A 23,937-nucleotide genomic window follows, 5' to 3' on the forward strand; every position below is an offset into this window, starting at 1 on the left:
TAAAATTAAAGATTACTATAGAATAATATATAAATAGTTTAATAAATATAATGAGCCAAGGTTACATCTTCAGCAGTAATGATGTAATTCAAATGAGAACAACGTGAATAATAAGAAGATCAAAATGAACAATAGGGGCATTGTTTGTTTTTTATTTTTGGCAATGTATGGCACAAGTTCATCAGCCGAAGATAAGAATAAAATTAATTTTCATGAGGTCAAACAGAATGTTCAACGTTTGTTTGTTCCAAAATCAAATGATGATTATCAAAAAGTTCAATTAAGTGAACTGAGTAACTTTGAATATCATTCAGAGCAGATCACTCAACTTCCTCTTATTTCTTTCACTGCAGAACATCAAAAGAAAGTGTTTAAAACAGCAGCTAAAATAACAAATATGAGTATAAATGAAGCCGTTCAAATGGCTGTTAAACGTCATCCAACCATTAGTCAAGGTGTTTCATCTCTTTCAGCACAAAATGCAAATATCGATTTTGCAAAGTCTGGCTATTATCCACAGCTGAGTGCAGGTTTAACTACGGGTGATTTAACCTCTCGTCAATATGGACGACAGTTATTTGAAGTTTCAGCTCGGCAGTTGCTGTATGACTTTGGAAAAACCAAAACCAATGTTGATTTGGAAAAAACACGATTACTGGCTTATCAAGCTAATTTCTTAGTGGGTGTTGATGATATTGCAGCGCAAGTTGCAAACTCAGTGGTCAATGTTCGTCGTTATGAAGAACTTATACGTATTGCAAAAGAACAAATTAAAGGCATAGCCCGTATTTTAGAAATTGCATCTTTACGAGCAAATGCGGGGATCAGTAGTCAAGCAGATCCCATTCAAGCCGAAACCTATTTACAAGCAGCTGAGGCGAATCTCATTGTTCAACAAACACAATTGAATTTGTATCAACAAAAACTCAGTACATTGTTGGGAATGGATGTAAAAAATATCAAATTTGATGTATCGGAAAGTTTAATTCGTTCTTCCGATATTTATGATGATCCACAATACAATAAAATTCCGCATATGATGCTGGCCAAAGTGCAATCGGATCTTGCACATTTGGAAAAAAAGCAAACCCAGCTGACTGCCTACCCAACACTTAGTGTACGCGGTAGTGTGAGCCAAGCGATTAATGGGCAACATCCAGATACGGGTAAAAGTAATGATACAGATGCCAATATGATGCTTGAAGTATCGAGTAATTTTTATCAAGGTGGAGCTATTGCTGCGAAAACACGCTCAGCAAGTTATGCAGAACAAGCTGCCAAAGCTAGACTAGATGAAATCTATCTACAAACCCAAGACAACATTCGCTTTGCCCAAGAACAAATTGAAAATAAACAAAAACAAATGAATGTGTTGTTTATTCAACAAGCAGCAACAGCCAAAACAAAAGAGCTATACCAAGAACAATACAAATTAAATACAAGAACGTTGGTTGATCTATTAAATGCAGAACAATCGATTCATAGTGCGCATCAGCAAATTGAATCGATACGATATGACATTTATACCCACATCATTGACTATATTTCTTCTGCTGGAAAATCTAGAGATGTGTATCAACTGAATCATTTAGTCATTCAAGGCATAGAGATCCAACCATGAATAATAAAATCAATGATCAAGCATGGTTGCAAGGGGTGCTAACCATTGCGAAACATTATCGAATCGAATGTTCTGCTGAACGTATTCGTCTGGCACTCAATTGGAATACGCAGAAAAATACCGACAATATTTTAAATATCATTACACGACAAATCGGGCTAAATGTTCGAAAGGTGAAGTTTACACCTGAAATCTTAAATCCTTGGCGTTTGCCTGTACTTGTTGCTTTTAAAGACAATATGGTGGGAGTAATTGATAAGGCAGATGCTGAAGGCAATGTGAGTATTCAATTCAGCGGTGATGAGGGCTTGACGCAAAATTTTTCAATTGAGTCGCTGAGTGAATCGATTGAAGCAGTTTATATTCTACGTCCTGAGACCTCAGTGCCAGATGCGCGAATAGATGAATATATTAAGCCTTATGAAAAAAGCTGGTTTTGGGACATCGTTTTAAAAGATTGGAAGCGTTATATAGACATTATGTTTTCATCGATGATTGCAAATATTCTTGCACTTGCAACCATCATATTTTCAATGAATGTTTATGACCGTGTTATTCCTTCACAATCTGAAACGACATTATGGGTATTGGCGGGTGGTGTTTTACTGGCTGCTATATTCGAATTTGCCTTGAAATACGCACGCCTAATTTTATCCGATATGATCGGTAAACGCGCGGATTTACGCATTTCAGACAAAGTTTTTGGTCACGCACTGCGTATTAAAAATAGTCAGCGTTCAAAATCGACGGGGACTTTTATTTCACAAATTCGTGAGTTGGAAGGTGTCCGCGATCTGGTCACTTCAACCACCATTACTGCTTTTGCAGATTTACCGTTCTTCTTTTTATTCTTGGGTATTTTTTGGCTGATTGGAGGCAATCTTTTTTGGGTCATTTTGGTGGTTGTACCGCTGATGATTATTCCAGGATTGCTTGCACAGAAAAAGTTCGCAGAACTTGCTAAAGAAGGAATGCGCGAATCTTCAATACGTAATGCCATATTGGTTGAGGCTGTTCAAGGCATAGAAGATATCAAACTGCTACGTGCTGAATCACGTTTTCAAAATCAGTGGAATCATATGAATGATGTGTCAGCCAGCATTAGTATGAAACAACGTAAGCTTGCAGGCGTCCTGACCCAATGGACACAAAGTCTTCAAAGCATCACTTTTGCTATTGTTGTGTTGGTGGGATGTTTTGCGGTGATGAAAGGGGATATGACGACAGGTGCTTTGGTCGCTTGCTCGATCTTGTCCTCACGAATGTTGGCACCTATTGCACAAATCACGGGTGTACTCGGGCGTTTTCAGCAAGCAAAAACAGCGAAAGAAGGTTTAGATGAGCTGATGAAAAAAGAAGTCGATCAGCCAGAACGAAGCCAACGAATACAACGCCCTGTGATTCATGGTGAATATCAACTGAGCAGTGTGTTATTTAAATACACAGAAGAGGATCCGAAACCCAGTGCAAAGATTGCCAATTTAACCATTGAACCAGGGGAGAAAATTGCCATTTTAGGGCGTAATGGTGCAGGTAAATCGACTATTTTACAATTATTGGCAGGCATGCAAACGGCCGTCCAAGGCAAAGTCAATTTAGATGGCGTAGACATCACATTGCTTGATCCAGCAGATATTAGACGTGATGTCGGGTTACTGAGCCAAACATCTAATTTATTTTTTGGGACTGTTCGTGAAAATCTGACATTAGGTGCACCACTTGCTTCAGATGAAGATATTTTACAAGCATTGGCTGTAACAGGTGCGCTGGCTTTTATTCAAGACAAAAAAGAAGGATTAGATCATTTAATTTTAGAAGGGGGCGTAGGTTTTTCAGGGGGGCAACGTCAAGCATTGTTATTGTCCCGATTACTACTTTGTCAGCCCAATATTTTGTTATTGGATGAACCGACGGCTTCTATTGATGATGTAGCAGAAAAGCAAATTATTGATCATTTAAAAACGTGGCTTGGGCATCGAACTTTAGTTGTAGCGACACATCGACGTGCAGTTTTAGAGTTGGTCGATCGTATTATTGTGGTGAGTGATGGTCAAATTGTCATGGATGGACCACGTGATCAGATTCTAAATGGCGCAACAAAAGAAAATGATCAAAAAATAAGTGCGGAGGCTGAAAAATGAGTGAGATTCGTAGACCAGGTGCAACGCAAATCACCCAATTAGAACCCCCGCTGCCTAAGGCCAGTATTACCATCTGGATTATTTGCCTAGGCTTATCTGCACTGTTGGTTTGGGCATGGTTCTTTAAATTAGAAGAGGTCTCTAATGGTACGGGTAAAGTCATTCCATCTTCTAAGGAACAAACGATTCAATCGCTTGAAGGCGGGATTTTAACTGAACTTAAAGTGAAAGAGGGCGATATTGTGCAAAAAGGTCAAGTGCTTGCTCAGCTTGATCCAACACGCTTTGCGTCCAATGTTGGTGAAACGCAATCCTTACTGATGTCATCGTTAGCTACGGCAGCTCGATTACGTGCAGAGGTTAATGGTGGGCCATTGAATTTTCCTGAAAGTGTTCAAAAAGATCCGAAACTGATTCAGGAAGAAACACAGTTGTATTATTCACGCCGTGCCAATATGCAAGAGTCGATTGCAGGTTTGAGGAAGTCTTTGGTCTTGGTACAACAAGAGCTACGTATGACTGAACCTTTGGTGGCGAAAGGGGCAGCTAGTGAAGTTGAAGTCTTGCGGTTAAAAAGTAAAGCCAATGAATTACAAAATCAAATCAATGATATTCAGAATCAATATTATGTCAAAGCACGTGAAGAATTATCAAAAGCCAATACCGATGTTGAAACCCAACAGCAAGTGGTCAAAGGTAAATCGGACAGCTTAAATCGCACAGTATTTAAAGCACCCGTACGCGGAATCGTCAAAGAAGTGGATGTCACGACTATTGGAGGTGTCATTCCTCAAAGTGGCAAAATCATGACCATTATTCCTTTGGATGAGCAATTGTTAATTGAGGCTCGAATTTCCCCAAGAGATATTGCATTTATTCATCCTGGTCAGGAAGCTTTAGTGAAAATCACTGCCTATGATTATTCTATCTATGGTGGTTTGGTTGGGAAAGTCACCGTAATTTCACCTGATACTATCCGTGATGAAGTAAAACAAGATCAATTCTACTATCGTGTTTATATTCGTACCGACACAGATAAGCTGTATAACAAAGCGGGCAAAGCATTTGCGATTACACCGGGTATGGTGTCCACTGTCGATATTAAAACTGGACAGAAAACCATCATGCAGTATCTATTAAAACCATTTAATAAAGCCAAAGAAGCTCTGAGAGAAAGATAAGCTAGCGATTGAACTTTATACTCATATAGTCAAATGTATATGCACTGGTTCAAATGGCAAAGGTGAATGATCTTGAGCATGGTGATGCAACTGGCTAAATCTATCTCATTTTGAAGCCCCATTTATTCATCATATTTGGGGTGTTTTTATAGATGGTTATCTTTAAAGGCATTGAAAACACGATATAATCGCTGATCTTTTTATGTTTAAGATGAAGATATGCCATTTACACTCACGCAAGAAACGCAGTTTGAAGAAGACATTAAGAAGAGTCGATTTCAAGCCATTGCGGCAGTCGTGGACAATGAGCAAGATGTTAAATCTTTCCTTGAACGACACAGAGACCCGACCACTACTCATCAATGCTGGGCATGGAAGATTGGTCATCATGTGCGCTTTAATGATGATGGTGAACCTTCAGGAACTGCAGGGCGTCCAATTCTCGCAACCATTGAAGGCAATGATTTGACCAATGTTATTGTACTGGTCAACCTTTGGTACGGTGGGATTAAACTCGGTACGGGTGGCTTGGTTCGGGCATATGGTGGCTGTGCGGGCCAATGTTTATTACTGGCTGAAAAAATCGAGCTGATTGCCAAAAAGAATGTTCAATTTAAATGTTTATTTAATGAATGGTCGATTTTGCAATATGAATTGAAAAGCCATGAGATTGAATATGTCGAGAATTATCAAGCCGATGGAGTATATGTTGAAGCTCGTTTGCAAATTCATCAAATTGAACCATTGGCACTTAAGTTACAAGACATTACTCGTGGGCGTGAAGCTGTAAAAGTTATGGACGAAGAAACATGAGCGATTTAGACAAAGACCATCAAGATCACGTCCAAGCTGAACGTCTATTAAAATATAGAGAGCAACATAAGCATCGTTTAAATTATATGCCTTGGCTCTATTGGTCGCTCAAAGCTAAAAACCGTGTCTGGGCGGAACAATGGCAAAAAGAATATCAGCAGTATTTGATGGATATGGAAACGGTCGAGATTGGTGAAAATTGCTTTATTTCACCATTGGCGCATATTTTTGCTGAACCTGGTCGTAAGATCAGCATTGGAGACAATTGTTTTATTGCAGCAGATTGTACGTTGCATGGACCATTAACCATTGGTAATGAAGTCGCAATCAATCATCATTGTATTTTAGATGGTGGACGAGTCGGTATTACCATTCATGATCAAGTGCGTATAGCAGCCTATTGTCATATGTATGCTTTTGATCATGGTATGGATTTGGAGCAACCCATTTATAAACAAGCGGTGACTTCAAAAGGCATCGAGATATTTGAAGATGTGTGGTTGGGTGCACATGTTGGGATCAAAGATGGTATTTCTATTGGGAAACAAGCAGTGATTGGCATGAATAGTATGGTCACCAAAGATGTTGCTGAGCGCGAAATTGTGGCGGGTAATCCTGCAAAATTTATCCGATATCGACATTAAATTCACAAGTATCTGTATTTTTTATGTTTTTTGGCTCACTTCGGCATAATCATTTTAAAAGCTAAATTACATAAAAAGGAATAATAATCTAAAAACTTATGTTAATTTAAAGAAAGAACAAAAACTGAGAATGTGTTTGGGAGACCATTATGAATCGTGTGATTGCATGTATAGATTCATCTCCATGCATTAATGCCGTTGCAGATGCTGCAGCATGGATTGCGCAGAGAACAAATCGTGAACTTGTGCTTTTACAAGTGTTGGATTATTACCCTGCAAGTTATCATTTAGGTGAAATTAGTGGTGTGATTGGCTTTGAAAGTAATGCAATGTTACTCAAAGAGCTGGCTGAATTGGAACAAAAGCAAAGTGAAATTGCTTTGGATTATAGTAATAATTTATTGCGTCACATCTCTGAAACGATTCATGAAAAATATGGCATTACTGCTGCACAAATTCAGGAAAAAGGGGATTTCTTAGAGCAATCTTTTAATAATATTGATGAAAAAGATTTTGTCATCATCGGCAAAGTTGGCGAGCGATCTGCGGAAAAAAATAAAAGTATAGGCGGTAATGTTGAGAATTTTATTCGCGGTGCCAAGTCTACAGTCATGACTGTTGGAGAAACTTTTAAGCCACCTACACGATTTATTTTTGCATATGAAGACTCACAAACGTGCAAAGACATGCTAGAACGTGTGGCGAAAAGTGATATTTTACGACAGCTCCAATGTCATTTGCTTTATGTTGGTGATCATCCTGAAATTTTAAATATTCCTTCGCAATTTTTAAAAGATGCAGGTCTTGATGTCGTGGTTGAATATCGCTATGGCGATGTTGCCGCCAATATTTTGGAATATCAACAAGAGCATCAGATACAACTCATCGTATTGGGTGCATACAGTCGAAGCAAAGTTCGTCAATTTTTCTTAGGAAGTGTCACAACTAATATTTTCCGAAATGCAACGATACCTTTATTGGTAGTGAAATAATTGATGCTAAAAAAATTGTTGGCAAATCGTTTTTGAATGAATGCAGCTGATGGTTTTATGATTTAAATTTATCTGAGAGTTAAGTTTAATCAATGAAGTTTATAAGCTGATTTCATCCTATATTTAGCCAACAAGATGTTTAAAAAATCATTTGGATATTTTATCATCTGTTAATTATTGTTTATTTAAAACAATAACTTAGATTTTAATTTAGTACTTATCCACAGAGATACAAACAGTAATCGGGGATAACTTCTGGGATATTTTGTTTATTTGTTAGGCATGGGATATTGACAAAAAAAGCCTCATATTTTATGAGGCTTTTTATTGTAATCTTCAACTTAACTTTGTGGATTAAATCAGTGATGAATTGCTCACCAAACTATTTAACAATAGCAATTGCAAAACCATCGTGTCCTTTACTTCCGACCGTTTGTAAAGCAGTGCTGCATAACAATTGTGGATGATTTTGCATGAGCTTATACATGTCACGAATGCCTTCAATGCTCGGTTTTTTATTTTCAGGATCCATGATATCACCAGCACGGATGACATTGTCCAACACAATAATGGTTCCTGAATGCGATAATTTCAGGCTAAGTTCTAAATATTCAGGATAGCTTTGCTTGTCAGCATCAATAAAAATGAAGTCAAACTTTTCAAAGTCTTCAGGGAGTGCACGTAAAATATTTGCAGCACGCCCCACTTTGAGTTCAATGGTCTGTGGGAGTTTGGCATTGTCGATATTTTCTTGCCCTAAGGCAGCATGCGTGTCACGACCTTCAATTGTTAAGATGTATCCATCCTCAGGTAAGCCTCGTGCTAACCACATGGTGCTATATGCAGCAAATGTCCCAAGCTCAAGCACTCGCTTACATTTGTTCATTTGAAGAAGCATTTGAAGGAGCATGCCTTGATTGGCAGCAACAGCTAAATGGTCAGGAAAACCTTTTTCATCCGTATTTTTTAACGTTTGTGTAAGAATTGGATCTTCTGGAATGAGATGTGATTCGATATACGCATCGATGTCTGACCACATTTGTTGCATAGCTGTGTTACCTAAATCTGAATAGTTGCATTGTAGTCGTTTCTCAAATCAGTGCAATTTATATCGTTTTTCTTGTTGATTATTTATACAAAGAAAAAAAGAAAAAGAGGCTGAAGCCTCTCATCAAGATCATCACGAATGGATAAAAATAAAATGATAAAGTTTTAGTAATTACACATTGAACTATAACGTGAATGATCGGGTCCCCACGTACGATAACCTTGAGTATCAATATGAATCTGACCAGATGAATATAAACCAAGACCCATATCTAGGCTTTGACCATGTGTTTTCCAGAATTCACACAGTTTAAATTTGGTATTTTCAATAAAAGCATAATCACTTGGTTTTGGATATTGAGGACCGATTCTAAAATCAACTGCAGAATTAAATAGATGGCGAGATGAGTTTGCACCGCCAGCACATTGATTTAGGGAAAGATCACGATAGACCGAAGTAACTTCAAAATCAGTCAATACTTTTGCAGCTACGAGATATTTAAACACACGTAAAGTTGGAACTTGATTTGCCCAAACTTCACGATTTGGCACCATATATTCTTCGCGGCCACATTTCTGCCAGTCACGAGCTGTTTTCATGAGCTCAAAACTTGGAATGATATTGCCAACACCTTTGGATTCTAAATATTCTTCATATTCACGTACAAGAGATTGATTATTCGACTGCATGATCCAATAACGATATGAATTCGGAACAACTTTTGGCGTAATTGGACGTTCTATAATAATTCTTTCTTGTGGAATATAAATGCGTTGCCCAGTTGGTGTTTGAATGGTTCTGGTTTTTTGAGGGCTTGAGGTACATGCAACCATAAGAAATGAAATTGCGCTGATCGAAAATATGCCCTTCAAAAGTGCTTTCATTATTAAGTAAGTACTGAATTTAAATAAATAACTATTTTAGTCCAATTTTGGTGCTGAAATGAGGATATTTTGAAAAAATATGTACTTTTTAAGTATAAAAAAAGACCAGACAAAGCTGGTCTTTTTTGATTGTATTATTTTTCTAAATACTGAAGTTTGTCTGGTTTACCATTCCATTCTTCACGGTCAGCAGGTTGATCACCAATTTGAGTGATGTTCGGCCATTTTTCTGCAAGTTCAGCATTTAATTCAATAAATACTTCCTGACCTTCTGGTAATTCATCTTCAGAAAAAATTGCATTTGCAGGACACTCAGGTTCACACAATGCGCAATCGATACATTCATCAGGATTGATGACGAGAAAGTTTGGACCTTCGTAGAAACAGTCAACTGGGCAAACTTCTACGCAGTCTTGATATTTACATTTAATACAATTTTCAGTGACAACAAAGGTCATGGCGACAGCTACCTAAAAAATATGGTTCTAATGACGAATGGTGTATTTTAGGCAAAAAAGGGTTGAACAAACAATTCCTTTTATTGATATTTGTTATTTATATGTGTGAAATACGAATAATAAATTGATATATAGCAATTTCGAACATGCTAGCTAACCATAAAAAAACATTTTTTATCAAGTACTCATGATTAAATCTAATTTTAACTCAAATTTAAAGTCTATTCTGATGATTCTTTCTTATGTTAGGTGATGGATATTATTTATTTTGAATCGTGATGATGTCGGCATATTTTGCTAAAATACGCTCATGCGAAAACGTCCTTATCGAAAGCCTGTTATTCCAGCATCAAGTTGGTCTACAGAGCAAGATTGCTATTTGATTGAACATAGCTTAATGAGCTATGAAGAGCTTAAGCAGGTGCTACCGTATAGCAACGAAGAGATCCAAGAACGTAAAGAGATTTTGGGTCTCATTCGTCGTAGCAAGCAATTGAAAAAGTGGATTTAAAAAAACCTCGTTCTAGAACGAGGTTTTTGCTTTTTTAAGATTTAAGTTGGTCTTTTAAAGCATACAACTGTTGCAAAGCTTCACGTGGCGTTAAATTGTCAATATCCAGTTGCATCAAGGCTTCAAGAGCTGGTGAGGTTTTCTCAATTTCAACAACTTTCTCTATGACCTTTTCCACCACCTGTATTGAACTTTCACTGCTTTCAGCAAACAAATCTGTTTGAATGGTCGGTTGTAACGGTTGGTGGTGTTGTTTTTCCAAAATTTTTAAACGATGTTGTGCTTCTTTGATGACGCTCGCAGGAATACCAGCAAGCTTAGCCACTTGTAAACCATGACTTTGACTGGCTGGGCCTTGTTGAACTTTGTGTAATAAGATCAAATTGCCATTCATTTCTTTGGCTGTCACATGATAATTTTCAATGGCTGCATCATGCCCTAATTCGGTCAGTTCAAAATAATGCGTCGCAAATAAACACAAGCATTTAATACGATGTGTTAAATCGAGCACGCAGGCCCAAGCCAGTGATAGACCATCATAAGTACTGGTTCCACGTCCTACTTCGTCCATCAGCACCAATGATTGATTGGTCGCATGATGTAGAATTTGCGAGGTTTCAGTCATTTCCACCATGAAAGTTGATTTACCTGAAGATAAATCATCGGCTGAACCAATACGGGTAAAGATGCGATCGATTGGGCCGAGTTTCGCAAATTTGGCAGGTACAAAACTTCCACAATAGGCGAGTAGGCTGATGAGGGCAGTTTGACGCATAAAGGTCGATTTACCGCCCATATTTGGACCTGTGATAATCGCCATACGGTGATTAAAATCAAGCTTTGTATCATTGGGTGTATAGGGAACTTTAATCAGTGATTCGACTACAGGGTGTCGACCTGCAACAATATGAATACCAATTTCAGGACTATATTCAGGACGTGCCCAGTTTTTTAATCGTGCTTGATGGGCGAAATTACTGATCAGATCAATCTGTGCAATGGCGCTACTCATCATTTGCAAATTGGCAATGTCTTGACGTAATTCATCCAGTAACATTTCAAATAACAGTTTTTCACGTGCCAATGCACGTGATTCACTAGACAAGACTTTATCTTCAAAAGACTTCAGTTCAGGCGTGATATAACGCTCTGCATTTTTAAGGGTTTGACGTCGAATGTAATGATCAGGCGCTTGCTCTGCTTGAGCGCGTGTCAATTCAATATAATAGCCACTGACACGGTTATAACCAATTTTTAAAGTATTGATCCCTGTGGCTTCACGTTCTTGAATTTCTAAATCAATCAGGAATTGCCCAGCATGATCACGAATTTGACGGAGTTCGTCGAGTTCTGTGTCGAAACCTTCTGCGATGACATTACCGTCACGTAACAGTACAGGTGGATTTTCAACGATTGCGGATATCAACCGTTGATGAAGTCCATGAAAATCTCCAAGTTCATCATTTAAATGTGCCAATAATATTGATTGATTTTGGCTGATAATTGGGTTTAAGGCATGGCGTAAATAGGGGATTTGCGCGCAAGCTTGGCGTAATTGAACCAAATCACGGGGTCTGGCACTGCCTAAAGCCACACGACTTAGCACGCGTTCGATATCGCTAATTTCTTTAAGTACTAAACGAATAGGGGCTTCATGATAACCCTTCAGCATGACCTCTATGGCATCTAAGCGTTGATCTAAAATGGCTGTATCACGCATGGGTTGCATCAGTGTTCGACTGAGTAATCGACCACCCATGGCTGTTTGGCAATCATTAATGAGAGAAAATAAAGAAGTACCATGTTCAAATAGTGGATCAATAATTTCCAAATTGCGACGTGTCACAGGATCGAGCGCAATAAAGTCACTGCTTTGTTCAAGTTGAATAGAGCGAATATGCGGTAATGCTGTTTTTTGAGTTTCTTTAGCATAGTGAATCAAGGCTGCTGCACAAGCTTTTGCAAGTGGCAAATGATCAATGCCAAAGCCTGAAAGTGTCGAAACGGCAAATTGATCGCACAATGTTTTTTGCGCATTATTTAAATTAAAGTCAACATTGGGGCGTTTAGTGATAGGGCATTCAATGTGTTTTTTTAAGTTCTCAACAATTTGCTGATCGACAAGATTTTCATCAATTAAGATTTCGCTTGGCATAAGACGTGCCAGTTCAAGCGGTAATTGTTCAAGTTGAAATTCTTGTTGTTGAACTTTAAAAATACCTGCACTTAAATCAAGTAGCGCAATACCAATCTGATTTTGCTGGATACACAATGCGACCAGATTTGAACTTTGATGTGCATTGAGTAAAGCGTCATCCGTTAAAGTTCCAGGAGTAATAATACGTACTACACCTCGTTCAACGGGTCCTTTACCTGTAACTTCACCAATTTGCTCACAGATGACAACGGTCTCGCCTTTTTTGATCAGTCGAGCCAGATAACCTTCAGCAGCATGGTAGGGAACACCCGCCATTGGAATAGGTTCACCATTGGCTTTACCACGATGCGTCAATGTGATGCCTAAAATTTTGGCTGCTTTATGTGCATCATCAAAAAATAATTCGTAGAAATCACCCATTCGATAAAACATCAATGAATGAGGATGCTGCATTTTTACGGACATGTACTGTTGCATCATAGGTGTGAGAGTTGAAAAATCAGTCATGTTTTCCGCAAAGTTCATGTATTCGAAATCCTAAAGTCAAAGCCGTAACTTTTAAAATTAAATAGCCTAAGTAATTATGAATAGATTAAGCCTTCAAGCCTTTAGATTCTAGCAAAAAGCATAGGTCAAAGGTAATTGTAAAAATTCAGTTCAATCTATTCATTTCCATGGATTCTTGAAAGTTACACTATAATGAACTGAGATGTCTTAAAGCCAGTCAGTATAAGTCAATCAGGGTTTCACTTATGTTCATTAAATCCAAAACTTAAAGCAATTCTTTCGGCAATTTCTAATGCACCAATGTACCAAATGATAATAAAAGAAAATCCAATTAGACAAATAAAAATATACCGAAACGAAAATGTTAGAAGATTTACTTTTGATGTTTTTATTAAGTAATAAGTCATTTGAGAAGTTGAATTTTTATGTTGTATTTTTATGGGTTGAATTTTTAAAGATTGCTCGTTCGATACAGCATCGACACAACTTTCTAAATAGATTTTAAAGTCGTGACGTAAGACATGGATATTCGCAATTACTAGATAAAGTGACCACAGTAAAACAATCAATCCTACTGAATTCAATAATAGATGATCCCATACTTCGATATCCTTTTTAGTGTTTGCGCGAACTATAATTACAATAGACAAACCTGTGATGAACGTGATTGCGGCAATATTGCGAGCAAAGGAAAGTAATCTTTCATTAAATTTATGATCGAATAGCATGTTTTAATTCCATATTTTTATAAAAATGTGTTGAATAAATGATCATAAATAAAATATGTAACTTCACAATATACATTGTACATCATGACGTCATTTTGTGACGCTGTAGATCGGCTTGAGTAAAAATAAGGAATGGTTATCGGAATGTTGAATTTGAAATATATGTTGAATAAATGTAGCTAACTAAAGCTTAGCGACTTAGCAGGAGTATTTAAGATAAGTGTTAGGTTGTGATGCTTGTTTGAATTTTTCATCAAAACAAATTTACTCAAAATAAAAAACCGATCCTAAGATCGGTTTTAAAAAAGTGGCTAATTTATTTTTATGCCAAGCTCTTTTAAATGTAAGCGTAAAATACGACGTAACTCTAGGACAGCTTCAGGTGTTTCTTGAATAGAATGGCCACCTTTAATAATGATTTCAGAGGCTGCACCATCTAAATGAGCGCTCTTATAAGGAACGACACCATCATTGATCTGACTTGGATCATTGTTCTTACTCAAATTGCCCAAAATAGAATGATAAACTATACCTTTTGCGGGCATAACATTTTCAGTAAGTTCAGTAAATTTAGAGTTATGGCTTAAGTCACTTGGACCATTTTGAATAAGACCGTGACCTAAATCTTTCATGAAACTTTTGATATTTACATCATTGTCTGTAATTGAGTCAGCCAGAGCGCCTAAGAAAGCACCTGGTACTTTAATAATTTTACGCGCAGCTAAGGTAAACCAACGATCGGCATAATCGGTCCCACGGTGAGGACTTGATAGGAAAATGGCACGATCAAAATTGGAAATCGGTTTGATCATCAAGCGTGCTTTAAACAATGGCTCATTTTTAAAACGGTAAAGCTGTTGTGGTTTCATGAGTTTTAATGCTGGTTGCGTCAAGTCCGCATCACTGACCATAAGACGCGCAATGATTCCACCCATACTATGTCCAATGAGCACCGCATCCTTAGCTGAAGGTGAATTTTGATCTAAGGTGGCAAAAGCTTGTTGCACAATGGCATCAATTTGAAAACGACTTTCCAAAATTGGCATATTCGTCGAGTAAAAAACTTGCCAAACTTGGTAATTTTCACGAAGTGCAGTGTCGCCCATGATGTCATTGGTTAAACGAATCCATGCTTCAGGACTACTTGCTAAACCATGAACCAAAACAATAATTTTTTTGTTTGGGTTATAAGGTTCTAGCATATATAAGTGTGGCATCGTAATGCTTTTATCACGATCAATCAGACTTAAATAAGCTGCAGCACCTAAGTTATTTTCAGCCAGCCATAAACCGTAGGGTGCTGAAAAATTGGCTGCAAGCGGATATTGATTACCACCAATATTTAATTTCTCAATACTATAAGGGTCATAGATATTGAGCTGAAAATTTGGACTGTTCAAAATGTCATCAACAGATGATGCATTTTGAGGCTGAGCTGTCATGGTGACAGACAAATAGCGAGGCTGATGAATATTGGGGTTGATGCCATTTTCATATTTATAATTCAATGGATCAACGATATATTTTGAGTCTTTGGTGGTTTTATCTGCAGGTAGAGTTGCAACAAATTCTGAACCGAAACCATCTCGACGGTTAATAGATCGTAAACCAGAAAAATTCAAATTATAGCTGGATTCAAGACGGTCTAATTTTTTATCGGCAAGTTGTGGGTAGTTGTTGTAATTAATGGCATATATACTTTTACCGATTTTAATTTGTTTGGGTACTTGTTCACCTTTATAACGTGCAGTGTAAATGGTGATCATCTTTGCCAAAGCTTGGTTATAGAAGTCACGGATCTGAACTTGTCTGTTGTCGAAAAGTCGTTCGGTAGGATGTCTTTTGGTTTTGAATAAATAAGCATAGCTATAGCGAATACTTTTATCGAGCATTGCCAATTCTTGATCTAGGCATTGTTCATATGCTTTTTGATGACTATCTTGTTTTTCTTTGGATTGATATTTATTGACAACGCTGATATTGCATGAAGAGCTTGAATCTAAAGATAAGGCATTGGTCAAGTAAATTTCGCTGGCAGTCGCTAATAATTGCTCGTCTTGAATTTGAGGAATAATTTTTAAATCATGAACACATTCGTCTGGCGTTTCAGTACATTTTTCAGCTTGGCGTCCAGTCATGGAAAGTACATTGAGGCTGGCTTCGCTCATTTTCTTTCGTGTCAGAATACTGTCACGCTCATTGGCGATTGTTACATTTAGGGATTGATTTTTTACACTAACAACTTGGCACCCACTAAAAAGCAAAGGAGTGAGGGTAAATAAAGCGATTAATGTGTGTTTTTGTATAGGCGACATCATGACGGATAAATACAATTAAGTTTCCGAAAATAATACGTTATTTTTTTTTAATTAAATATAACTTTAAAAAAAATAGACCGATAAATCGGTCTATTTTTTTAGGTAAATTGTAAACGACATAGAATTTTTATTTTTTCGTAGTCGTTAGAATTTGCCAAACGTTATAACGATTACTTTTTTCAATTTCAGCAATTAAACGATCTGCAACTTCAGCTTCGTCAGGGTATTTCACCTTATAGTTCTTTAAAGTTTGAATCGCATTTTTGTTTTGCTCAAGACTTAAAAAGTTATTTGCTGAAACCAAATACGCTTCTTGTACACCAGCTTTCATTGCTTTATCGATATAAGGAATTGCTTCTTTTTGAGCACCACCTTCAGATAAAGAGAAACCGAACCAGAAATTCGCTTCTGCATCATCTTGGTTAATCTTGATAATACGTTGTGCATATTTCAAAGATTTTGCTGAATAAGCAGAACCTAAATCTAAATTACGACCCAATACACTTGCTTTAAATGCACGGACTAAAATATCGAACGATGCATTATTATTCGCTGCTAAAGTGTCGAGTTTGGCAGATACTTCTTTAAGTTTTGATTCAAAACCTTGACGTTCTAAACGATTGGTAAACTTAGGTGGATAATGTCGTGCTTTGCCTTCAATGTTTTGTAAAACATCATCAATTTCTGTGATGTCAATTTCATTCTGACCTGCTAGAGGTGCATATTTCATTGCGCGACCGTTGTTGTTCACCGTCGGAACAATCAACTTATTGGTGTCTAAAACAAGTTTTTTATTCGGATTTGATGGATCGGTCACTTCAAGTTTAGTCACAGGTTGAAGTGCAGCTTTTCTCAAATGAAGTTCAAATACAGGCGGTTGATCATAATTAAATGGATTTAACGCATAAAATGGAGCACTAAGATCAGGTTCTGTGTAGACGATTGGGTCAGTTGCTTTAGTGCTTTGTTTCTTGACAGGAGCACTACCACAGCCTGCAAGTAATGAACCGGTAATGATTGCGCACACCAATGGTTTAATCGTCATAATTATTTCCAATAAATGAATGAGTTGTGTTAAAGACTTAAGTGCGTGTTGTTTAGTCTAAAAAAAGAATTCTAAACATGCAACTTGAATTCTGAACAGTTATTAAAAACTATACAGACAAGTTTTCTTATATTGCAAACTTGTATCCATTTCGCACTTGAAGTTTGATGAGTTACGCGGAATTTCACTCAAATTTAAGGTGTTTGAGTGGAACTATCCCGACGAACTGCATCGATAATTTTTAACTCATCAGAGCTGAAAGGTTCAGACTCAGGTTGAGATTTGAATGATGGATCCAATTCAGATAAACGTTTCGATAACTTATTCAAACGCTTTTCATTTTGTTGAATACGATCAAGCAAGACACGCATGGTTTCAAGCATCGGATCGGATTGATCTGGTGTTGTTGCGTAGGGTTGGAAACTGTCAGGCGCAGTTTCTTGAACCGGCGTAGGTTGTTTGCTGTTTAGCTTTTCTTTTTGCTCTACAGATTCTTTTAAAATAAAACGTGCAGGATTGCCTACAGCAGTTGCACCTTCAGGTACTTCTTTGGTGACCACCGCATTTGAACCCACTTTGGCATTTTTGCGTACTGTAAATGGACCTAAAATCTTCGCGCCAGCACCAATCACTACACCATCTTCTAATGTTGGATGACGTTTGCCTTTATTCCAGGTTGTGCCACCTAAAGTAACACCATGATAAAGCGTAACATCATCACCAATTTGAGCAGTTTCACCAATCACTACGCCCATACCGTGATCAATAAAAAAACGCTTACCAATTTTAGCGCCTGGATGTATTTCAATACCTGTTGCAAAACGACTAAAAGAAGACAGCATACGTGCAGAAGTTTTATGTTCTTTTAACCAAAGTTCATGCGCAACACGGTGCATAATAAGCGCATGAATGCCTGGGTAAGTGGTAAGCACTTCAAATGTATTTCGTGCAGCAGGATCTCTGGCGAACACAGCTTGAATATCTTCTTTGAGCTGTTTAAGCATTAGGCTGATCCTCTTTTTCGGCAGATTTTTTCCATGTTCCATTGTTCAAGGCTTGTACTCGAGAGAAAATACCTCTAAGTAGATGGTATTCCATACGATCTAATTGTATACGTCCAAACAAACGGCGCAAGCGTAATGGCAGTAGTCTTGGGTTTTTTGGATCCAAAAATTCAATTTCTGCCAACATTTTTTCAATGTGTGGATAAAATTGTTCCATTTGCTCATGGGTCACTAGTGGTTCGTCCCAATGCATTGATTCCTCATCAGTGACTTGCATGGTCGCATCTGTATCCACAGGTGTATCCATGTGTTCTACAGCGGCCATACGCATTTCATAGCAAATAATTTGAATGGCTTGAGCAACATTGAGTACGCCATATTCTGTGTTTACAGGAATGGTGACGTGATAGTTGGCCAATGCTAATTCTTCATTGGTCAAGCCACGGTCTTCACGTCCAAACACAACGGCAATTTCTTGTCGATCTTCGATCACGGCTTGCATGGATTTTTGTGCGGCAGGACGAGCATCGAGCAACGGCCATGGAATAGTACGTGTACGCGCACTGGTTCCAAAGACCAAATGACAATCTTTAATGGCATCTTCGAGCGTTTCAACAATCTGAATTTGATCAATCAGATCGCTTGCGCCAGCAGCAAGTGCATCGATATCTGGATGAGGATAGGTTTTCGGTGCAACCAATACTAACTTACATAAGCCCATTGTTTTCATTGCACGTAAAGCACTACCAATATTTGCAGGTAAGGTGGTATTCACCATGACAATACGCACATGTGCTAAATGCTGCTGGACTGCAGCATTGTCAATAATATTCATAACAGATCCGATAAATTAAGAGTATTGACTGATTTCAGATTGGTACAGATCCATGGCTTCATCCATGTCGATATTATTCGGCAATGGTGCGCGCGGGGGAGATTGAACTGGATCTGCTGCCTTACTCTTTGCAGCTTTGGATTTAACTTGATACTCAATGTGAAGCTTATCCTTTCCAAAATAATCTCGTAATTTGGCAAGGAGTTCATCGAGTGGAGCCACATTCCAATGTGCACCTAAATGCAACTCGGCTGTAGCATAAGGATAGTCCAGTAATACATGAACAGGAATATGATTACACATATCTATGTTGGTAAATGGACGTAAAATGTTCTGTAAGTCTTGGCTTAAACTTGGGATATTGGTCTCTTCGTTTAAGCTAATCTGAATCGAATTGGCACGCTTTTGGCGAATTTCATTTAAGGTAAAGGCTTTGGTTAAACGACCCATTGGGCGGTCAAAACCTTCACGTTCATAAATTTCACCTTCAATCACTACGACTTTTTCATTCACGATCACATCTTTAAAACGTTGAAAACGTTCGTGATTGGCAGAGATCTCAATGCGCGCTGTACCATCATCTAGCGTCACCATCATGCGGTTAGGGAAGTTGGCTATATCCACCACCAAACCTGCAAATACTGTGGTAACCCCACGACGTGTCGGTGTCAGCTCATTAATTTTATGCGGAATAAAGGCTTTAAGTTCAGGCTTATAAACATCAATAGGATGACCAGTCAGGTATAAACCTAATGTATCCTTTTCACCTTTTAAACGAACTTCATCTGACCACGGTTTGACAGGTTTTGCAGGTTTACGCTGAACTTCTTCAACTTCACCAAACAAATCCATAATACCTGTTTCACGGTTACTACGTGCTTGTTCAGCGGCTTGGACAGCTTCAGGAAGTTGTGCCATTAATGTCGAGCGTTCTTGACCTAGGCAGTCTAAAGCCCCAGAACGAATTAAAGCTTCAAGGGTGCGTTTATTGATTTTTTTGAGGTCAATACGATGGCAGAAATCAAATAAATCTTTATATGGCCCAAGTTGCAGACGTGAATCGATCACAGACTGCATCGCTTGTTCACCCACACCTTTAATAGCACCTAAGCCATACACAATGGTCGATTCGCTACTGGCGTGGAACTGATACAACGACATATTTACAGAAGGTGGGAGTACTTCTAATTTGTTATTACGACAGTCATCGATTAAGAATACAATGCTGTCCGTATTCTGCATTTCCGATGTTAGTACCGCAGACATGAATTCAGCAGGGTGGTAAGCTTTAAGCCATGCCGTTTGATAAGCAACTAAAGCATAGGCTGCCGCATGTGATTTGTTAAAACCATAGCCAGCGAATTTTTCCATATAATCGAAAATATGATTGGCTGTGGCTTCATCGATGTCTTTTTCAGCTGCACCCGTAATAAAGATTTGGCGTTGTTTCACCATTTCTTCAGGTTTCTTTTTACCCATAGCACGACGCAGCATATCTGCGCCACCGAGGGTATAACCTGCACAGTACTGCGCAGCTTGCATTACCTGTTCTTGGTACACCATAATCCCGTATGTCGGTTCAAGTACACCTTCAAGAAGCGGGTGTAAATACTCAAACTCACCACCATGCATACGATGAATAAAGTCAGGAATTAGATCCATTGGACCTGGACGGTACAAGGATACAAAGGCAATAATTTCTTCAAATTTACTTGGTTTTGCCTCTTTCAGCATTTTTTTCATGCCGACGGATTCAAACTGGAACACCGCAGTTGTATTGGCATCAGCAAAGACTGAATAGGCTTTTTTATCGTCTAATGGAATACGTGAAATATCGAGTGGTACTTCAGATTGAATACGTGAGTTGATGTGTTTAACAGCATCTTCAATGACTGTTAAGTTACGCAGGCCCAAGAAGTCGAATTTGACAAGACCTGCTGCTTCGACGTCATCTTTATCGAATTGTGCTACACGTGCGGTACCATCAGCTTCACACATGACCGCTGAATAATCAGTAATTTTGGTCGGTGCAATCACTACACCACCGGCATGTTTACCTGTATTTCGGGTAATGCCTTCCAATTTCAAAGCCATTTCCCAAATTTCAGCGGCATCTTCATGGTCTGGGTTAGATGGATTGGTAACAATGTCTTTGAGTTGTGGTTCAGCTTCAATCGACTCTTCCAAACTTAAACCTAAAGGTTTGGTCGGAATCATCTTCGAGATACGATCGGCTAAACCATAAGATTTACCCAATACACGTGCCACGTCACGAATCGCACCTTTGGCTGCCATAGTACCGAATGTTGCAATCTGAGATACAGCATCACGACCATAGTTACGTGCAACATAATCAATCACTTTGTCTCGACCTGCGATACAGAAGTCGACGTCAAAGTCGGGCATGGATACACGTTCTGGGTTTAAGAAACGTTCGAAAAGTAAGTCATAACGCAGGGGATCCAGATCTGTAATCTTTAAACTATACGCCACCAATGAACCTGCACCAGAACCACGGCCAGGACCCACAGGTACACCGTTATTTTTAGACCAACCAATGAAGTCCATGACAATCAGGAAGTAACCTGGGAAACCCATTTTATTGATGATGCCAATTTCATAAGCAAGGCGTTCATCATAGGGTTTACGAATTTCTGGCCAGTCTTCACCACGTTCTTCAACTGGATAAAGGAAATTTAATCGCTCTTCTAAACCTTCTTGAGAAATATGCTCAAAGAAGGTGTCAATGGTATGACCTTCAGGAATTGGATAATCGGGTAGATCATTGAAACCTAAACGTAAAGTAACATTGCAACGTTTGGCAATTTCCACAGTATTTTGAATTGCACTAGGAATATCTGAAAACAGTGCTGTCATTTCTTCAGCGGTTTTAAAATATTGATCTGGGCTGTAATTTCGTGGGCGACGGTTATCACCGAGGACATAGCCATCTGCAATACAGACACGTGCCTCGTGCGCTTCAAAATCTTCTGCATGAATAAAGTGCACGTCATTATTGGCGACGACACCAATTTGATATTTCGCTGCGAGTTTAACGGCTTCCTGAATAAATTCTTCATCTAAAGGTCGATTGGTACGACTTAAAGACAAATAAACACGGTTGCCAAATTTCTCAATCCATTCTTCGAGTAGTGGCTCAGCTTTTTGTGGATGACCAGAACAGAGCATCTCGCCAACATCACTGTTTTTTCCAAGCAAAACAATAATATCTTCAGACTGTTCAAGCACCCATTCTTTTTTAACGCAAGGGATACTGAGTTGTTGGCCTTCAATAAAACCACGAGAAACAATTTCAGTGAGGCTACGCCAGCCTTTATTGGTCATAGCCAATAAAATGACACGATGCGATTCATCATTGAGGCGTATCGTACTGCCCAAAATAGGCTTGATACCTTTATCGAGGCTTTTTTTATAAAATTTTACCGCAGCATGTAAATTGGACAAATCAGTAATGGCCAATGCCGGCATCTGATCAGTGACAGCAGCTTTTATAAGATCAGGTATACGTACAATCGATTCTGTAATCGAAAACTCTGTATGAATACCAAGATGTACAAACTGCATATATGATTCCTTCGCTAGGCTAGGCAATATTTTAACATGCTCTGATCAATGATAGATGGCTAAACTTCAATTTTGTAATAGAAGCTCTAAGTTATCAAAGCTTTTGATTATTTTGTATACACAAGTGAAATGTGTCGTTAAATTTTAAACAAAACACAGACTTGTCACTTCGCTTCGCATTCAAAAACCACCCCATTGTAAACAAAAAAAAGTGCCCTTAAGCACTTTTTTATATCACACTTGTACACATTTCAATGTGGATCAGTATTCCCAGAACATGCGTTGAATTTCTTTAGCATCTTTGGTTTTAGTGAGCGCAAGCGCTGCTAAAAGTTTAGCTTTTTGCGGATTTAAGTCATGCGCAACAACCCAACCATATTTATCATCAGGTTGTTCAGCATTTCGTAGCACAAAGCCTTGAGGAACACGTGATGAGCGAATAATTTGTACCCCTTGTTGTTGTAATTGGTTCAAGGTTGGCACAATATTTTTAGCCACTGATCCGTTGCCTGTACCTGCATGAATAATAGCCTTCGCACCTGCTTTGGCATAAGCGGTATAAGCATCTGGAAGCATGTTGCCTGAACCATAAACAATTTGAACAAGCGGCAATGCATCGCCTTTAATGTTTTCAATATTAAATTCTGAGCGGTTATTAAAACGTTTAACTGACTGTCTGAACCAATAGGATTTACCTTCAATAAGTGTACCTAAAGCGCCCCATTGGCTGACAAAAGCATTGGTATGTAAATTGATGGTTTTTGAAACATCACGTGCAGCAAAAATACTGTCATTCATTAAAATGAAAGTCCCTTTGCCTTTGGCACTGTCATCTGCTGCCAATGCTACCGCACTGTATAGATTGAGTGGACCATCTGCAGAAAGCGCAGTCGATGGACGCATTGAACCTACTAGAACAATAGGTTTGTCTGTATGTACCACCAGATTTAAAAAGAACGCTGTTTCTTCTAGGGTATCTGTACCGTGGGTAATCACCACACCATTCACATCAGGTTTTTTAACCAAATCATTGACTTGACGTGCAAGTGATAATAGCTCTTTATCGGTGATGCTTTCAGAAGCCACTTGCAATGCTTGAACGCCACGAACATTGGCAAGATCTTTAATTTGAGGAACAGCATTTAAAAGATCATCTACAGGGACTTTAGCCGCAGTATATGTCGCACTGTTGGTCGAACTTGCACCAGCACCTGCAATTGTGCCACCCGTTGCAACCACAACCACATTGTTTTTAGCATAACTAGAAAAAGAAAGGACTAAACCGAGAGATAATGTAAGGGCAGTAAGCGTTTTTTTCATAATGTTTCCTTTTTCTATATTTATTTGAGACCTGAAGTACACAGTCTGCCTTAAAGTGAGGAATCTTTAAGCCAGTCCAGCGCTTTTAAAGACTCATATAAATCTCAGAAAATTTGACAGACATTCAGTTTTAAATGAATTTTT

General features: G+C 38.4%; 18 protein-coding genes. 7 read left to right on the top strand and 11 right to left on the bottom strand.

Going from position 1 to position 23,937, the window contains the following annotated elements:
- Positions 1-163 precede the first annotated feature (163 nt).
- From G8E00_RS06720 to G8E00_RS06745, 6 genes are all read left to right on the top strand, one after another.
- Positions 164-1,621, top strand: a complete 1,458-nt coding sequence (locus G8E00_RS06720; protein WP_171522917.1) for a TolC family protein — start codon at positions 164-166, stop codon at positions 1,619-1,621.
- Positions 1,618-3,762, top strand: a complete 2,145-nt coding sequence (locus G8E00_RS06725; RefSeq protein ID WP_166222966.1) for a type I secretion system permease/ATPase — start codon at positions 1,618-1,620, stop codon at positions 3,760-3,762. The genes G8E00_RS06720 and G8E00_RS06725 overlap by 4 nt, the downstream gene beginning before the upstream one ends.
- Positions 3,759-4,943: an HlyD family type I secretion periplasmic adaptor subunit gene (locus G8E00_RS06730; protein WP_166222970.1), complete on the top strand. Its 1,185-nt coding sequence runs from the start codon at positions 3,759-3,761 to the stop codon at positions 4,941-4,943. The genes G8E00_RS06725 and G8E00_RS06730 overlap by 4 nt, the downstream gene beginning before the upstream one ends.
- 219 nt (positions 4,944-5,162) lie before the next feature.
- Entirely contained in the window at positions 5,163-5,756 is a 594-nt protein-coding gene (locus G8E00_RS06735) for an IMPACT family protein (protein WP_166222974.1), read from the top strand.
- The gene (locus tag G8E00_RS06740; protein ID WP_166011943.1) at positions 5,753-6,400 is read left to right on the top strand and encodes an acyltransferase; all 648 of its coding nucleotides are present in this window, start codon (positions 5,753-5,755) and stop codon (positions 6,398-6,400) included. The genes G8E00_RS06735 and G8E00_RS06740 overlap by 4 nt, the downstream gene beginning before the upstream one ends.
- A 149-nt stretch (positions 6,401-6,549) precedes the next feature.
- Positions 6,550-7,392 (top strand): universal stress protein, encoded by an 843-nt coding sequence (locus tag G8E00_RS06745; RefSeq protein WP_166011944.1) that lies wholly within the window; start codon positions 6,550-6,552, stop codon positions 7,390-7,392.
- 382 nt (positions 7,393-7,774) lie between these two features.
- Here G8E00_RS06745 and G8E00_RS06750 read toward each other — a convergent pair whose 3' ends face one another.
- The 3 genes from G8E00_RS06750 to fdxA all read right to left on the bottom strand — a co-directional run bounded on the left by G8E00_RS06750 (position 7,775) and on the right by fdxA (position 9,782).
- The gene (locus G8E00_RS06750) at positions 7,775-8,440 is read right to left on the bottom strand and encodes an O-methyltransferase (protein ID WP_166011945.1); all 666 of its coding nucleotides are present in this window, start codon (positions 8,438-8,440) and stop codon (positions 7,775-7,777) included.
- A 164-nt stretch (positions 8,441-8,604) separates the two neighbouring features.
- Complete coding sequence (locus G8E00_RS06755; RefSeq protein ID WP_166222977.1) at positions 8,605-9,324, bottom strand: D-Ala-D-Ala carboxypeptidase family metallohydrolase; 720 nt, start codon at positions 9,322-9,324, stop codon at positions 8,605-8,607.
- A gap of 134 nt (positions 9,325-9,458) precedes the next feature.
- Entirely contained in the window at positions 9,459-9,782 is a 324-nt protein-coding gene (fdxA, locus tag G8E00_RS06760) for a ferredoxin FdxA (protein ID WP_166011947.1), read from the bottom strand.
- A 310-nt stretch (positions 9,783-10,092) separates the two neighbouring features.
- Here fdxA and G8E00_RS06765 point away from each other — a divergent pair, with 310 nt between their 5' ends.
- Positions 10,093-10,293, top strand: a complete 201-nt coding sequence (locus G8E00_RS06765) for a hypothetical protein (protein ID WP_166222981.1) — start codon at positions 10,093-10,095, stop codon at positions 10,291-10,293.
- A gap of 34 nt (positions 10,294-10,327) precedes the next feature.
- On the opposite strand, the gene mutS is transcribed toward G8E00_RS06765, so the two are convergent.
- The 8 genes from mutS to G8E00_RS06805 all read right to left on the bottom strand — a co-directional run bounded on the left by mutS (position 10,328) and on the right by G8E00_RS06805 (position 23,793).
- Positions 10,328-12,976, bottom strand: coding sequence for a DNA mismatch repair protein MutS (gene mutS, locus G8E00_RS06770; RefSeq protein WP_166222984.1), 2,649 nt, complete (start codon positions 12,974-12,976; stop codon positions 10,328-10,330).
- 221 nt (positions 12,977-13,197) lie between these two features.
- Positions 13,198-13,686: a hypothetical protein gene (locus G8E00_RS06775; RefSeq protein WP_166011950.1), complete on the bottom strand. Its 489-nt coding sequence runs from the start codon at positions 13,684-13,686 to the stop codon at positions 13,198-13,200.
- 311 nt (positions 13,687-13,997) lie between these two features.
- Entirely contained in the window at positions 13,998-16,004 is a 2,007-nt protein-coding gene (locus G8E00_RS06780) for an esterase/lipase family protein (RefSeq protein WP_406741405.1), read from the bottom strand.
- Between the two features lie 127 nt (positions 16,005-16,131).
- Positions 16,132-17,049, bottom strand: a complete 918-nt coding sequence (locus tag G8E00_RS06785) for an ABUW_2363 family tetratricopeptide repeat lipoprotein (protein WP_166011951.1) — start codon at positions 17,047-17,049, stop codon at positions 16,132-16,134.
- A 194-nt stretch (positions 17,050-17,243) separates the two neighbouring features.
- Positions 17,244-18,053 (bottom strand): serine O-acetyltransferase, encoded by an 810-nt coding sequence (gene cysE, locus G8E00_RS06790; protein WP_166011952.1) that lies wholly within the window; start codon positions 18,051-18,053, stop codon positions 17,244-17,246.
- Entirely contained in the window at positions 18,046-18,888 is an 843-nt protein-coding gene (locus G8E00_RS06795) for an RNA methyltransferase (protein WP_166222987.1), read from the bottom strand. Before G8E00_RS06795 ends, cysE begins: the two co-directional genes overlap by 8 nt.
- Before the next feature lie 15 nt (positions 18,889-18,903).
- Entirely contained in the window at positions 18,904-22,473 is a 3,570-nt protein-coding gene (dnaE, locus tag G8E00_RS06800; protein ID WP_166222990.1) for a DNA polymerase III subunit alpha, read from the bottom strand.
- Positions 22,474-22,734: 261 nt separating this feature from the next.
- Positions 22,735-23,793: a type II asparaginase gene (locus G8E00_RS06805; RefSeq protein WP_171522281.1), complete on the bottom strand. Its 1,059-nt coding sequence runs from the start codon at positions 23,791-23,793 to the stop codon at positions 22,735-22,737.
- Positions 23,794-23,937 lie beyond the last annotated feature (144 nt).

Origin of the sequence: Acinetobacter shaoyimingii, from assembly GCF_011578045.1 — a bacterium.
Taxonomy (GTDB): domain Bacteria; phylum Pseudomonadota; class Gammaproteobacteria; order Pseudomonadales; family Moraxellaceae; genus Acinetobacter; species Acinetobacter shaoyimingii.